This window comes from Sphingopyxis sp. H073 (genome assembly GCF_001468395.1).
GTDB lineage: Bacteria > Pseudomonadota > Alphaproteobacteria > Sphingomonadales > Sphingomonadaceae > Sphingopyxis.
The window spans coordinates 1-12,578 of sequence record NZ_LNSG01000002.1 but is presented as its reverse complement, the minus strand read 5'-3'; the positions used below and the strand labels follow the sequence as shown (position 1 = coordinate 12,578).

The following is a 12,578-nucleotide window of genomic DNA, read 5'->3' as shown; positions in this document are numbered from 1 at the left end:
GGCGCTTGCTATCCGGCCGAGGCCCGACGTTTCCGGCGGTGGCGGCGGGACAGGTGCCGATCGGGCAGGCAGCAGCGCATCGGCGCGACCAATCGGGTCGATAGGGAGGGATGCACGATCGCGCCCTGCGGCCCCGGGCAGTGCCGGACATGCCACGCTATGGGGACCGCTGTTTCCCGATGCTCGCGTCGATCAATGCCCAGCCGGTCCGGCATGACCGAACCGGACCGCGAGTCCGTGTCGGCGGTCAAACCGGGTCGGTGCCGACGAATGGTTCGAGCGTACCGAACCACGCGACCAGCGCGAGTATGGCGAGCGCGGCCGAGGCTTCGATAACCAGGCTCTTGCGCATGGCCGCAAGCGTCTGGTCGGGGTCGGCACTTTCGGAATCGACGCCTGCGACGGCCGCCGCGAGCGCGGGCGTCAGCCGCCAGCGGTTGGCGGCCGCGAGCGCCAGCATCAGTCCGAACAGCGCGAGCTTGGCAAGGAGCAATTGCCCATAGGGTGAACCGAGCGACCGGCCGAGATTCTCGGCGCCGACGATCATCTGGCTGTTGATCAGGCCGGTTGCGGCGATGACGAGGACGCAGATCGTACCGACGAGTGAAAATTGTTCGAGACTCCGCGCGGCGATCCGGAGTCCATTCGGCGATTCGCGGATGACTCGGGGCGAGAGCAGCAGAAGAAAGGCGCCGATCGCCCCGATCCAGATCGCGGCTGCGATAAGATGCAATATGTCGCTGGCCCGGTGGACCGTACCCGCTGCGCCTTCGGTCGCGCCAGCATGACCGGACCAGACCAAGGTCGCGACGGCCACCGACCCCGCAGCGGCGAGAATGGCAGCGGCGGTTGTCGGCCACCGTGTCACGCAGATCGCTACTGCCAGTGCGAGCAGGAGCGCAGCGCTCCGGTAAATCCAGGCCATCCCGACGTGGGTCTCGCGAACAAGATCCCAGAAGGGCTGAAACTCCAGGGAGAGGAGGTCCACGCCCTGCATCGATGCCGCGAGCACGCCCATCCCCAATGCGGAAAGAAGCAGCCCGGCGGCGCAGAGCGATCGCTCCGCGCGCCAGAGCGCGGCCATCGGTTGCGGCTCAAGGCGTTCGCTCCGTGTCAGCGCATATAGCGGAAACGCAGCGAGGCCGGCGATGAGCATCAGGATCGCATAAAGTGCGAACCTGATGCCGATCAGGACGGGGTCGCCCACCGCCTTACTTTACGGAGAAGCTGAATTCGCTGCCCATGCGGTGGGTGTCGGCGCCCGCTGCCGACCATTTGACCTTGTAGGTGCCCGGCGTCAGCGCCCGCTTCAGCATCAGCATCACCGACTTGCCATCCTTGCCCATCATCGACGAGTAGGGCACCTTCATCGGCGCATGATTGGCCATGCCGGGCATGCCAGTCATGACCAACTCGGTCTTGAGGGTTGAGGCGACCACCTTTTCGTTGAACTGCAGATTGACCGACGTCACTTTCGAGGCGGTCGAATTGGCCGCAGGTGTCGAGCCGACGAGCTTGGTATGGGCGCTCGCTGCGGCAGGCATGAGGAGCAGCGCGAAAGCCGCCGCCGCGGAGGGGAGAAGTGATTTGAACATAAGGATCTCCAATTGCGTGTCTGTCCTGCTAATACGCAGGTCGACGAAATAACCCTCAAATTTCTGGGATGAGGGATGAAGCGCATCGCCGCGTATATATGATGACGGAAGGATTTGACGAGACGATCGATGGATAAAGAGCTTCGCATATTGAACAGGATCGATCTGCCTGCGGCGCTTGATGCCCTCGATGATCGCATTATCGGCGCCCTCTCCGAGCGCCGCCGCGAAACAGCGGCGACGGGGCGGTTGATGGCGCTGGCGGCATTTGTCTCGCTCGGCGGCGGTGTTGTCGCGGGCAGCGTGATATCCCAACCGGCGGTTGCGGCCAGTCCGCTCACCCCGTTCGGCCCGGCCAGCGCACTGGCGCCTTCCACCTTGCTCGACACCCAATAACGATGCTGTCGCGCCGCGCTCTGCTGCTGGGACTCATCGCTTTCGTTGCGGCCCTCGCCGGCGTGTTCATCGGGCGCATTGTGTCCGACGCACCGAGAGCCAGCGAAACCGAACTCCATGCGCTTCTCCACAACCAGCTCGACCTTACGCCGGCGCAGGAGGCGAGGATCGAGCAGATCGAGGCCGATTTCGCGAAACGTCGCACGGCGCTTGAGCTCGAGATGCGCGGTGCCAATGTCCGGCTCGCCCAGGCGATAGAAGCCGAACATGGCTACGGGCCGCAGGTTACCAAGGCGATCGATGAGACACACGAAGTGATGGGCGAGCTGCAAAAGGAAACGCTCCAGCATCTCTTCGCGATGCGCGCAGTTCTCGATCGCGATCAGGCGCGCATGTTCGACAAGAGCGTGGTCAAGGCGCTGACCGCCGATGCGCGGTGATCTCTGACCTAACGCAGTGTAGCGACCAGGACTTGGCTGCCCTCGCGCTCGCGCGTCGCGACGATGCCTGTCGCGAGTTGCTGCGCCGTTACAAGGCTGGCGTCTATCGGCTCATCGTCAAGCAAGTCGGTGACGCCGACGAGGCGATGGATTTGACGCAAGAAACTTTCGTTGCCGGCTTCTCGGCCCTGCATCGCTATGATGGTGATCGCCCGTTCCGCACCTGGATTGCCCGGATCGCGCTCAATAAATGTCGAGACTGGGCGCGCCGGCGGAGGGTGCGTGCCTTTTTCTCCCGCGCGCTCCCGCTCGAGAGCGCGCATAATGTGGCAAGCGACATTCCTTCCCCCGACGCCGAGGTGGCCGACAAGCGGGAGCTTGCGCGAGTCCGCGGAGCGATCGACCGGCTGCCGCAGAATTTGCGAGAGGTGCTGCTTCTTCGCGGTGTCGACGAGGTCAGTCAGGCCGAAGCCGCCGTGATTTTGCGGGTCAGCGAAAAGACCGTCGAAACCCGCCTCTACCGCGCACGAACCAGGCTCAGGGAATTGCTCGCGGGAACACTCACGAGCGCGCGGGGTTGACGTTTTGTCCTCTCGTTCGGGCGGCACCTCTCATCATTCGGCATTTTTTGATGAGGGGCGACCGTCTCGCCTGCGTATGCTTTAGGAACAGTCAGTAACGGTCGGGAAGAACATGCAGATAGACAGGCGTCGCTTCGTGAGCGCAACTTTGGGTGGCGGCGCTGCCGCTGCGGCGGCGGCTTGGTTCCCGGCGTGGGCCCAGCCTGTGTCGCAAGGCATCACCGCCCCGCTCCCCATCGTATCGGGCAACGACATCACCCTGCGCATCGCACGTCAGACGATGCGGATCGACGGCAAGCTAAGCCGTGCAATCGGGATCAACGGTACGGTGCCGGCGCCGCTCGTGCGTCTCAAGGAAGGTCAGACGGCAAAACTCACGGTCGTGAACGACCTCGACGAGGACAGCTCGATCCACTGGCACGGGCTGATCCTGCCGTTTCAGATGGACGGTGTCCCCGGCGTCAGCTTTCCCGGCATCAAGCCGCGATCGAAATTCGTCTACGAATTTCCTGTCGTCCAGTCAGGAACCTATTGGTATCACAGCCATTCGGGACTGCAGGAACAACTTGGCCACTATGGCCCGATCGTCATCGATCCTGCCGGCGCAGATCCGATCGGCTATGACCGCGAGCATGTCGTGGTGCTGTCGGACCACAGCCAATTGTCCCCCGAGGCGATCTTCCGCAAACTGAAGGTCAATCCCGGCCATTTCAACATGCAGCGCCAAACGCTGTCGGGCCTGCTTGCCGGAAAGGATCAGCCACTCAAGGAGCGGATAGATTGGGGCAAGATGCGGATGGACCCGACCGACATCGCCGACGTCAACGGTTCGACCTACACCTTCCTCGTCAACGGCCATGGTCCGCGCGACAACTGGACCGCATTGTTCAATCCCGGCGAACGCGTGCGGCTGCGCATCGTCAACGCGTCGGCGATGACGATCTTCAACGTGCGCATTCCGGGGCTACGAATGACGGTCGTTCAGGCTGATGGGCTCAATGTCGTTCCGACCGAGATCGACGAATTCCAGATCGCTGTTGCGGAGACCTATGACGTCATCGTCACCCCGGTCGAGGATCGCGCTTATACGCTCGTCGCCGAGGCGAACGATCGGTCGGGGATGGGCCGCGCGACGCTCGCGCCGCGTGCCGGCATGGCGGCCGAGGTCCCACCGCTCCGCGAACGGCCGCTCGTCACCATGAAGGACATGGGAATGGGGGGCATGGATATGTCGGGCGGCTCGATGCCCGGAATGGATCATTCCGGGGGCGACATGGGCGCCATGCCAATGCCCGCGAGCGATCCCGCCTGTTCGCCCGAACATGCCAAGATGGGTCACTGCACGCCCGCGGGCGAAGGCGGTGCGATGGCGGGCATGGACCATGGCTCCGGCGGAATGCAGCACAGCATGCGCGACTTTAGCGTCGCGCCGCAGGTCAAGCGCGACCCGAGCGTCCAGACGATCTCGCCGATGCCGGTCGACCGCATGGGCGATCCTGGACAGGGCCTCGATGATGTCGGGCACAAGGTGCTGACCTATCACGATCTTGTCGCGCTCGAACGCAATCCCGACGTGCGCGCTGCCTCGCGCTCGCTCGACATCCATCTGACCGGCAACATGGAACGCTTCATGTGGTCGTTCGACGGGGTGAAGATGTCCGATCATCACGAACCGATCCCCTTCATCGAGGGCGAGCGCGTGCGAATCAACCTCATCAACGATTCGATGATGAGCCACCCGATCCACCTGCACGGCCATTTCTTCGAACTGGTCACAGGCAAGGGCGATCGTTCGCCGCGCAAGCATACGGTGCTGGTCCAGCCGGGCGGCATCGCGAGCTTCGACTTCACCGCCGACGCTCTCGGCGACTGGGCGTTCCACTGCCATCTCCTCTATCATATGCATGCGGGAATGATGCGGGTCGTCAGCGTCCGTCCGAAGGGAGACGCCGAATGACCCGGATCGCGCTCCTCCTCGCCGGCATCGCGCCGCTTGCCTTCGCGGTCCCCGCAGCAGCCCAATCGATGGATCATTCGATGCATGGGTCTGCGCCCGCACCCGTTCCCGCGTCGGCACCAACCCCCGCGCCCGGACCATCCGCCAGCGGGGAATCGATGGAGCAGATGGATCACGGCAGCATGCAGCCCATGGACATGGAGCCAAAGGCGCCGAGTTGCTCGCCCGAACATGCGGCGATGGGCCATTGTACGCCCGAGGAAGAGAACCCGGGCAAGGGTGTCGATACGCCAGGTAAGGACGCTCCCGCCATGGGAGCGATGGACCATGGCACGCCGCCAGCGTCCGATCCGGATTGCCCGCCCGAACACGCCAAAATGGGCCATTGCGCGCCGAAAGGCGCGACCGCGGAACCCATGGCGACGATGGAGGGCATGGCCACGGGCGGCGCGAGCGGCACCGACCTGCCGCCGGGCGATGCGCCCGCGCCGGCGCCCCCGGGCGACTGGTACGCCGACCGCGTCTATCCCAAGGCCGAAATGGACCACTCGCGCCACGACATGATGAAGGAAAATGGCGGTCAGACCATTGCCTTCATCAGCTTCAATCTCGCCGAATATCAGGCGCGCAAGAGCGGTGACGGTTTCCGCTGGGACGGCGAGGCCTGGTACGGCGGCGATATCAACCGGCTGACTCTTAAGAGCGAAGGCGAGGGCGTCTTTGGCGAAGGCATCGAGGGCGCCGAGGTGCAGGCGCTCTACAGCCGGGCGATCGGCCCCTATTTCAACGCGCAGGCGGGGATCAGGCAAGATCTTGGGCCGGGGCCCGATCGCACTTATGCGACGGTCGGCTTCGAGGGGCTCGCACCCTATTGGTTCGAGGTCGAGGGCGCGCTGTTCCTGTCGAACAAGGGCGACCTGCTCGCCCGGCTTGAGGGCTATTATGATCAGCGCATCACCCAGAAGCTGATCCTCCAGCCGATGGCCGAACTCAATTTCGCATTGCAGGACGTGCCTGAGACCGGCACCGGCTCCGGCCTCTCCGACCTCGAGCTCGGCCTTCGCCTGCGCTACGAAATCGTCAAGGAATTCGCCCCCTATGTCGGCGTCGAATGGGCGCGCAAATTCGGCGATACCGCGCGCTTCGCGCGGGCGGCGGGCGCGGATGCCAATGGCGTCAGCTTCGTGATGGGGGTGCGGACCTGGTTCTAGAATTTCGCGAGGTGGAGACACGCCGAGGAGAAGTGCCGTGAAACCAGCCTATCGCAGCCTCGCGCTGCAGACGATCGTCAGCGGAATCATCATGTATCTGGTGATGTTCGTGATGATCGACCGACTCTCGAGCTTCTATAACAATCTGAACATGCTCTACATGACGCTGATGATGGTCTCGCCCATGGTGGTGCTGATGATCGTCGCCATGCGCGACATGTTCCCGTCGAAGCGTCTCAACACGCTCCTCCTGCTCGGATCGGCGGTCGCATTTTTCGGAAGCTTCGCCTTGATCCGGACGCAGGCGACGATCGGCGACACCGCCTTTCTGCGCTCGATGATCCCGCATCATTCGGGCGCGATTCTCATGTGCGAACAAGCCAAGCTCTCCGATCCCGAGATCCTTCAGCTGTGCAAGAGCATAATCGCCGGCCAGGCGTCCGAGATCGATCAGATGAAGAGCATATTGGACCGAAAATGAATATGACGACTGCGTACAGCCGGCGCCGGCTTCTCGCGCTTTTCGCACTGGCCGGCGGGGCCGTGCTCGCGGGATGCGATCGCAAGTCCGCAACGCCCGATAATACGTCCCGAATGTCCGCCTCGCCTCCGCCAGCCAAAGACAAGCCCGGCATGCCGATGCTCGTCTACCGGGATCCCGACTGCGGCTGCTGCGAAGCCTGGGCGGATATCGCCCGGGCAGGAGGCTATGCGGTCACCATCGAAAACAGCGCCGACATGGCTGCAGTCAAGACGCGCTATGGCGTGCCCGACGCGCTGGCGTCCTGCCACACCGCCGTAATCGGCGGTTACGCCATCGAGGGGCATGTGCCGATGCGCCATGTCGCGAAGCTGCTCCAACTGCAGCCGCGCGACATTCGCGGAATTGCGGTCGCCGGCATGCCGCGCGGATCTCCGGGAATGGAAATGCCGGACGGAAGCTCCGACCCGTTCGAAGTGATGGCGTTCGGCGATGACGGCAAGGTTTCGCAATTCCGCGCATGATCGGCCGAAACGACAAGTGGAGACGGATATGGCGAAACTCATTCCCTTATCGAGCGCCGCAGCGCTGATGCTCGCACTGGCCGGATGCGGCTCGGAGCCGGCGAAGGAGAGCGATGCGACGCCTGAGCCGGCGGAAATCCCCACGGGGGAAGCGCCCCCAATCGCCGACACCGTGCCAGCTGCGGACGATGCCCCGGCCGCCTCTGACCCGGCGGCACCGCACGCGGCAAAGGCTCCCGAGACGACGCGTCCCAAACAGGACCCCGCCAGGAAGGCCGGGCCTCCGCCCGAAACCAAGACCGTGCCGGACGCGCCGAAGCCGGCCGAACCCGATCCCCATGCCGGGCACGATATGGACAAGAAATAGGACTTGAGTTTCGGACACGGCCAGCTGCCCGGCGGAATTCGGCCGGCCAGCTGGCTCGCCGGCGAGCGAGGAAGCTCGGGCCGGAAGCGCGAGATTTCACGCGAACGCGGGTGGCGCTGACGATCCCGAGCCCGGCTGCCCGCGAGAGCGCCCGCTCAGGGTCGGTGCCGCGCAGCCTGTCACCCAGATATAACCATATGGAATAACCATCTCGTTTATGGCGATGAGTCGTGATTATTTCTGGCCATGTCAGGGTCGCGCAGTTAGCTCGGTGGGGAAGCCGAGAGCTTTCGAAAATGGGAGGGGACCATGAGGAAATTGCTTCGCACGAGTGGCTCGATTGCCGCCGCCGTCGCTGCCATGTCGGCCGCCGCCGCCTTCGCCCAGGATGGCGCGGGTGAGACGCCGAAACCGGGGACGACGCAGAGCGAAATCGTCGTGACGGGAACGCGGCGGAACGATCTCAAGGCGGCCGATTCCGCCCAGCCGATTGACATCATCACCGGCGCCGAGCTGCTCGAAAAGGGCACGGCCGACATGAACGACCTCCTCCGCACCGAGGTCCCGTCGCTCAACGTCCAGCGCCTCGTCAGCAATGACGGCGCCGTCTTCACCCGGCCATTCTCTCTCCGCGGTCTTCCGCCGGACCAGACGCTGGTGCTCGTGAATGGCAAGCGGCGCCATCGCGGCGCGACGGTTCAGTTCACCAACATCCCCTATATCCGTGGATCGCAGGGCCCCGACCTCTCGGCGATCCCGTCGATCGCGATCGGCCAGCTCGAAGTCCTTCGCGACGGGGCGTCCGCGCTCTACGGGTCGGACGCGATCGCCGGGGTCCTCAATTTCGGGCTGCGGCGCGACCGGGAGGGCGGCCTGCTGATCGCCCGCTACGGCCAATTCTACAAGGGCGATGGGGAGGATGTCCTCGTCCAGGGCAATGTCGGGCTCCCCTTCACCGACGCGGGCTTCGTCAACATCAGCGGCGAATATGTGAACGCCAGCTCGACGTCGCGCGGCATCCAGCGGCCCGACGCGCAGGCGCTCATTGACGCCGGCGTCGCGGACGTCCCGGTTCCGGCGCAGCGTTGGGGAAATCCCGAGTCCGAGGCCGCTCGCATTTTCGTCAACGCCGGGATCGACCTGTCCGACCAGATGGAATTCTACACCTTCGGCAACTATAGCTGGAGCCGCGGCACGACGGCCTTCTTTTACCGCAACCCCGATGCCAGCTTCATTTCCACCTCGATTCCGCTCACCAATACGCCCGGAGGACAGCGGTTCAGCTTCCGCCAGCTCTTTCCCGGCGGTTTCACCCCGGATTTCGGTGCCACGGTGACCGATGCGGCGCTGGCGGCCGGCCTCAAGGGCGAATTCTCCTCGGGCCTGACCTATGACCTCAGCGCTTCCTATGGTCAGAACCATGCTTCCTACCGGATCGAAAATACGGTCAATCCGTCGCTTGGCCTCGCGTCGCCGACCTCCTTCAAGCCGGGGCAGCTCGAGCAGCGCGAACTCGCTTTCAATCTCGATCTCACTTACCCCATCGCGATCGGCACCTCCGATCCGCTGACGCTTGCAGGCGGTCTCGAGTATCGGCGCGAGACATATGAGATCACGGCCGGCGACATCGCATCATGGCAGGTTGGTCCTTTCGCGTCGGTCATCGATCCCGATACCGGAAACCGCGTCGGACTGCCGGTCGGCTCGAACGGCTTCCCGGGCTTCAGTCCCATCCAGGCGGGCGAGTTCGCGCGCAGCAACTGGGCCGCCTATACGTCGCTCGAAGGCAATCTCACCGACGCGCTCCAGTTCGGCCTTGCCGGCCGCTACGAGAATTACTCGGACTTCGGCTCGAAATTCACCTGGAAGATCAACGGGCGATATGATTTCTCGGACGTCTTCGCGGTGCGCGGATCGGTCAACACCGGCTTTCGGGCGCCGACGCCGGGCCAGTCGAACGCCTCGCAGGTCCAGACCAACATCGACTCGATAACCGGGGCGCCGCTGACCGCAGGCATTATCGCGCCCAACAATCCGGTGGCGCAATTCTTCGGCGCGACGCCGCTTCGGCCCGAGAATTCGTTCAACGTCGCCGGCGGCATCGTGGTGAAGCCCTCCAATCGCATCACCTTCACGCTCGACTATTTCAACATCAAGGTCGAAGACCGGATCGCCGTATCGGGCAATTTCAATCTCACCCCGGCGCAGCGTGCGCAGCTCGCGGCGCTTGGCATTCCCGGTGGGGATTCCTTCCAGCAGGTGAGCTTCTTCACCAATTCCTTCGACAGCCGCACCCAGGGCGTCGATGCGGTGCTCACCGTGGGCTTCGACCTCGGCGACGGCAAGGCCACGCTCGGCCTCAACGGCAACTATACCAAAACCGATGTCATCAAGGCCTCGCCGGTGATCACTGCGGACCGCGAGCGGCTGCTCGAACTCGAGGGCTTCGTTCCGAAGTGGAAGGGCAATGCGTCCTTCACTTATGCGGGCGAGCGCTTCGGCTTCGTCGCGCGGGCGAACTATTATGGCAAATGGACCGACTATGGCGCCGCACCGGCTGCCGACCAGACGGGCGGCGCCGAACTGCTGGTCGATCTCGAGCTGTCCTACAAGGTTAGCGACATGCTCAAGCTCGCGGTCGGCGGCGAGAATATCTTCGACAATTACCCCGACGTCGAGGCGCGGCAATCCCAGATCAACAACGGGATCCGATATCTCCGCTTCGCGCCGACGGGGTTCAACGGGGGCTTCTGGTACGTCCGCGCGACCGCCTCCTTCTGATCGGTGGCCGTGAGGGCCGTGCGGCGTCTTGTGTCTTCAGCTGGCGTCGGAGCCGAACATCGCGTCGCGGTGGGATTCGAGCACCGCGATAAAGGCCGCAGCGACTTGGGACATCGGCCTCAACTTCGGCGTGAAGAGCATATATTCGAAATGGACCTCCGGCGCGAAATCACGGACCGTAAGGCCCCGCTCGGCATAATCCGCTGCGGTCACGGGGTTGAGAATCGAACATCCGACCCCCTGCATGACAAGCGCGCAGATGGTCATCGCATATTGGGTTTCGATGACCATCTCGCGGTGGACGCCCGCGTCCTCGAAAATGCGGTCGATGCGGTGACGCACGCCGTCCTCGAGCGCGAGCGAAATGAAGGGCTCGCCCTCGAGATCGGCCGGCCGGATGACGTCCTTGACGGCCAAGCGGTGGCCGGCAGGGAGAACGCAGGCGCCGGGGCAGCGCAGGAAGCGCTCCATCCTTATGCCGGGCAATTCGCGCGCCGGCGTCGCGAGCCCGATGTCGAACTGCTGGTTCGCCATCCATTGCCGCACCGTCGAGGAACTGCGGGTCTGGAGCTGAACGGTGACGCCGGGATGTGTCTCGCGAAAGGCCGCGATCACACGCGGCAGGAAACTGACCGCGAGCGCCGGAAGGGCGGCGATCCGGAGCGTGCCGGTCGCCATGTTGCGGATGTCTTCCGCTACCCGCTTCAGGGCCGCAATGCCCGAGAAGCTCCGCTCGACTTCGTAGAAAAAGGCGTCGGCTTCGGGCGTCACGGTGAGCGCGCTGCCGCGCGAACGCAGGAAGAGCTGAAAGCCCAGCTGATGCTCGAGCTCGGCAAGCATCTTGCTCACCGCGGGTTGCGACAGGTTGAGCGACTGCGCGGCCTGGGTGACCGATCCCGAGAGCATCACGGCCCTGAAGGCTTCGAGGTGACGCAGGTTCATCGGACATCGCTCCCTATAGCTATTTCTTATGGCGCTAGCATTGAAAGCCTCGTTTATGAATAGGTCGCACGCATCGCGCCGCTGGTTACCGGCGCTGCTCGCCGCAGGCGCCCTGTTACTCGGCGGCTGCGGCCGCGAGCCCGCCGGCACCGGTGGGCATGAAATCGCCGCGGCGAAGGGATCGACGCTTGCGCGGATTCGCGCGCGCGGAACGCTCAATTGCGCAATTCATACGGGGCAGCTCGGCATGTCCTATCTCGACAGAAGCGGGCGTTGGCAGGGCTTCTTCGTCGATTACTGCCGGGCGCTCGCCGCTGCGGTCCTCGGCGATGCCCGCAAGGTCCGGTTCATGCCGGTCGCCTCGAACAAGCGCTTCACGATCGTGCAGACGGGCGAGGCCGACGTCCTGTCGCGGACGACGACATGGACGCTGACGCGCGACACCGACCTCGGGGTGAATTTCGTCGGCACCATGTATTATGACGGGCAGAGCTTCCTGGTGCCCCGGCGATCGGGTGTGCGGCTTCCGACGGATCTCGATGGCGCATCGATCTGCATCACCAAGGGGACGACCTCCGAACTCAACACCGCCGAATATTTCGAGCGCAAGGGGCTGCGTTTCCAGTCCGTCGTGTTCGAGAATCCCGAGGAAGCCAAGCTCGCCTTCTTTGCCGGGCGGTGCGACGCGATGACCACCGATGCCTTCACGCTGACCGTGATCCGTCTCGCCGATACCGCGCATCCGGACGATTATGTTGTGCTGCCCGAACGACTCACCAAGGAGCCGGTAGGTCCCGTCGTGCGCAGCGACGACGAGCAATGGTATGAGATCAACAAATGGGTGCTGAACGCGCTCTTTGCTGCCGAGGAAATGGGGGTCACCCGCGCGAATGCAGCGCGCATGCGCATGGCCTCGCGTGACCCCGAAGTGCGCAAGATGCTCGGCGGCCTGCCCGGATTCGGCAAGTCGCTCGGCCTCGACGATGACTGGGCGTATCGCGCGATCGAGGCGACGGGCAATTATGGCGAAATCTTCGACCGGCACATTACGCCGCTCGGCGTCGAACGCGGACAGAATAAGCTCTATCGGGACGGCGGGCTGATCTACCCGTTGCCGATGCGATGACTCATAAACACAGGCGGCTTGCCATCGCTGCGTTACCCTGGCTGCTGATCGCGGGCGGGCTTGTGGTCGCCTACGGCCTGTTTGCGACATTGGCGGACAATCTCGCGGACCGAAACATCCGGACGGGGTTCGGTTTCCTGTTCGACCGGGCGGGTTTCGCGATTGGCGAAACGCTGA

At 64.0% G+C, this 12,578-nt stretch carries 14 protein-coding genes; 11 read left to right on the top strand and 3 right to left on the bottom strand.

Annotated features, from left to right (window positions below; translation table 11 throughout):
- Window positions 1-247 precede the first annotated feature (247 nt).
- Entirely contained in the window at window positions 248-1,207 is a 960-nt protein-coding gene (copD, locus tag ATE64_RS02980) for a copper homeostasis membrane protein CopD (protein WP_058457624.1), read from the bottom strand.
- Between the two features lie 4 nt (window positions 1,208-1,211).
- Window positions 1,212-1,595, bottom strand: coding sequence for a copper homeostasis periplasmic binding protein CopC (gene copC / locus ATE64_RS02975; protein WP_058457623.1), 384 nt, complete (start codon window positions 1,593-1,595; stop codon window positions 1,212-1,214).
- 129 nt (window positions 1,596-1,724) lie between these two features.
- Here copC and ATE64_RS02970 point away from each other — a divergent pair, with 129 nt between their 5' ends.
- From ATE64_RS02970 to ATE64_RS02930, 9 genes are all read left to right on the top strand, one after another.
- Window positions 1,725-1,991, top strand: coding sequence for a hypothetical protein (locus ATE64_RS02970; protein WP_058457622.1), 267 nt, complete (start codon window positions 1,725-1,727; stop codon window positions 1,989-1,991).
- Between the two features lie 2 nt (window positions 1,992-1,993).
- Window positions 1,994-2,431: a periplasmic heavy metal sensor gene (locus tag ATE64_RS02965; RefSeq protein ID WP_058457621.1), complete on the top strand. Its 438-nt coding sequence runs from the start codon at window positions 1,994-1,996 to the stop codon at window positions 2,429-2,431.
- Window positions 2,428-3,012, top strand: a complete 585-nt coding sequence (locus ATE64_RS02960; RefSeq protein WP_058457620.1) for a sigma-70 family RNA polymerase sigma factor — start codon at window positions 2,428-2,430, stop codon at window positions 3,010-3,012. Before ATE64_RS02965 ends, ATE64_RS02960 begins: the two co-directional genes overlap by 4 nt.
- Before the next feature lie 112 nt (window positions 3,013-3,124).
- Window positions 3,125-4,969, top strand: coding sequence for a copper resistance system multicopper oxidase (locus ATE64_RS02955; protein WP_058457619.1), 1,845 nt, complete (start codon window positions 3,125-3,127; stop codon window positions 4,967-4,969).
- Window positions 4,966-6,180 carry a copper resistance protein B gene (locus tag ATE64_RS02950; RefSeq protein ID WP_058457618.1) on the top strand — a complete coding sequence of 405 codons (1,215 nt, stop codon included), beginning with the start codon at window positions 4,966-4,968 and terminating at the stop codon, window positions 6,178-6,180. Before ATE64_RS02955 ends, ATE64_RS02950 begins: the two co-directional genes overlap by 4 nt.
- A gap of 91 nt (window positions 6,181-6,271) precedes the next feature.
- Window positions 6,272-6,661, top strand: a complete 390-nt coding sequence (locus ATE64_RS02945; RefSeq protein WP_197410200.1) for a DUF305 domain-containing protein — start codon at window positions 6,272-6,274, stop codon at window positions 6,659-6,661.
- 152 nt (window positions 6,662-6,813) lie between these two features.
- Window positions 6,814-7,185: a DUF411 domain-containing protein gene (locus ATE64_RS02940; protein WP_231729018.1), complete on the top strand. Its 372-nt coding sequence runs from the start codon at window positions 6,814-6,816 to the stop codon at window positions 7,183-7,185.
- A gap of 28 nt (window positions 7,186-7,213) precedes the next feature.
- Entirely contained in the window at window positions 7,214-7,552 is a 339-nt protein-coding gene (locus ATE64_RS02935; protein WP_058457615.1) for a hypothetical protein, read from the top strand.
- A gap of 309 nt (window positions 7,553-7,861) precedes the next feature.
- Window positions 7,862-10,333, top strand: coding sequence for a TonB-dependent receptor (locus ATE64_RS02930; protein ID WP_058457614.1), 2,472 nt, complete (start codon window positions 7,862-7,864; stop codon window positions 10,331-10,333).
- Window positions 10,334-10,369: 36 nt separating this feature from the next.
- On the opposite strand, the gene ATE64_RS02925 is transcribed toward ATE64_RS02930, so the two are convergent.
- Complete coding sequence (locus ATE64_RS02925) at window positions 10,370-11,275, bottom strand: LysR substrate-binding domain-containing protein (RefSeq protein ID WP_003046376.1); 906 nt, start codon at window positions 11,273-11,275, stop codon at window positions 10,370-10,372.
- Between the two features lie 55 nt (window positions 11,276-11,330).
- Between ATE64_RS02925 and ATE64_RS02920 the strand changes: the two genes are divergently transcribed.
- Together ATE64_RS02920 and ATE64_RS02915 are read left to right on the top strand one after the other, a co-directional pair.
- Window positions 11,331-12,401 (top strand): amino acid ABC transporter substrate-binding protein, encoded by a 1,071-nt coding sequence (locus ATE64_RS02920; protein ID WP_231729017.1) that lies wholly within the window; start codon window positions 11,331-11,333, stop codon window positions 12,399-12,401.
- The coding region (locus ATE64_RS02915) for a hypothetical protein (protein ID WP_058810739.1) at window positions 12,398-12,578 on the top strand (181 nt) is incomplete at its 3' end. The genes ATE64_RS02920 and ATE64_RS02915, both read left to right, overlap by 4 nt.

Bases quoted from the DNA above. Each gene is read 5' to 3' on its own strand.
- copC (WP_058457623.1), bottom strand. From the start codon at position 1,595: ATGTTCAAATCACTTCTCCCCTCCGCGGCGGCGGCTTTCGCGCTGCTC.
- ATE64_RS02970 (WP_058457622.1), top strand. From the start codon at position 1,725: ATGGATAAAGAGCTTCGCATATTGAACAGGATCGATCTGCCTGCGGCG.
- ATE64_RS02965 (WP_058457621.1), top strand. From the start codon at position 1,994: ATGCTGTCGCGCCGCGCTCTGCTGCTGGGACTCATCGCTTTCGTTGCG.
- ATE64_RS02955 (WP_058457619.1), top strand. From the start codon at position 3,125: ATGCAGATAGACAGGCGTCGCTTCGTGAGCGCAACTTTGGGTGGCGGC.
- ATE64_RS02950 (WP_058457618.1), top strand. From the start codon at position 4,966: ATGACCCGGATCGCGCTCCTCCTCGCCGGCATCGCGCCGCTTGCCTTC.
- ATE64_RS02945 (WP_197410200.1), top strand. From the start codon at position 6,272: ATGTATCTGGTGATGTTCGTGATGATCGACCGACTCTCGAGCTTCTAT.
- ATE64_RS02940 (WP_231729018.1), top strand. From the start codon at position 6,814: ATGCCGATGCTCGTCTACCGGGATCCCGACTGCGGCTGCTGCGAAGCC.
- ATE64_RS02935 (WP_058457615.1), top strand. From the start codon at position 7,214: ATGGCGAAACTCATTCCCTTATCGAGCGCCGCAGCGCTGATGCTCGCA.
- ATE64_RS02930 (WP_058457614.1), top strand. From the start codon at position 7,862: ATGAGGAAATTGCTTCGCACGAGTGGCTCGATTGCCGCCGCCGTCGCT.
- ATE64_RS02925 (WP_003046376.1), bottom strand. From the start codon at position 11,275: ATGAACCTGCGTCACCTCGAAGCCTTCAGGGCCGTGATGCTCTCGGGA.
- ATE64_RS02920 (WP_231729017.1), top strand. From the start codon at position 11,331: ATGAATAGGTCGCACGCATCGCGCCGCTGGTTACCGGCGCTGCTCGCC.